The sequence below is a fragment of the Streptomyces milbemycinicus genome, from assembly GCF_002154605.1.
GTDB lineage: Bacteria > Actinomycetota > Actinomycetes > Streptomycetales > Streptomycetaceae > Streptomyces > Streptomyces milbemycinicus.
In genome coordinates this window covers 1-651 of the sequence record NZ_MUNE01001243.1, presented here as the reverse complement: position 1 = coordinate 651, position 651 = coordinate 1, and the positions used below count along the sequence as shown (strand labels likewise).

The window sequence follows — 651 nt, the reverse complement described above, 5'->3', positions numbered from 1 at the left end:
ACCTCCGACTGCCCGACGCCGACGGTCTCCACCAGCACCACGTCGCATCCGTCGGCGTCGGGCAGTCGGAGGTCGAGATCGCCGCGCAGGCCGATACGAGTGTGGTGATGCTCGCGCCCGGGATGGGCGACGGGATCCAGGCGGCCAAGGCCGGGATCCTGGAGATCGGCGATGTGTACGTGGTCAACAAGGCCGACCGGGAGGGCGCCGACGCGACCGTCCGCGAGCTGGGGCACATGCTGGGCCTCGGCGAGGCCCGCGCCCCGGGCGACTGGCGGCCGCCGATCGTGAAGACGGTGGCGGCGCGGGGCGAGGGCGTCGACGAGGTGGTCGAGGCCCTGGAGAAGCACCGGGCGTGGATGGAGGAGCGCGGGGTGCTGGCGGAGCGGCGGCTGCGGCGGGCGGCGGGCGAGGTCGAGACCATCGCCGTAACGGCGCTCCGCGCCCGGATCGGCGACCTGCACGGCGACCGCCGGCTGGGGACGCTGGCCGAGCGGGTGGCGGCGGGGGAGCTGGACCCGTACGCGGCGGCGGACGAACTGGTGGCCGGGGTGACCTCGGGCTGAGCGGGTGCGTTTTCGGGTGCGGGTGCGTGCGTGGTGCGCCTGCTGTTCGTGGGTGGTGCCGGGTGCGGGGCCTCCGGGGCTGTCA

At 75.3% G+C, this 651-nt stretch carries 1 pseudogene; it reads left to right on the top strand.

Going from position 1 to position 651, the window contains the following annotated elements:
- Positions 1-566: pseudogene (locus CCN51_RS52385) on the top strand (methylmalonyl Co-A mutase-associated GTPase MeaB); the annotation flags it as partial.
- Between the last annotated feature and the right edge of the window lie 85 nt (positions 567-651).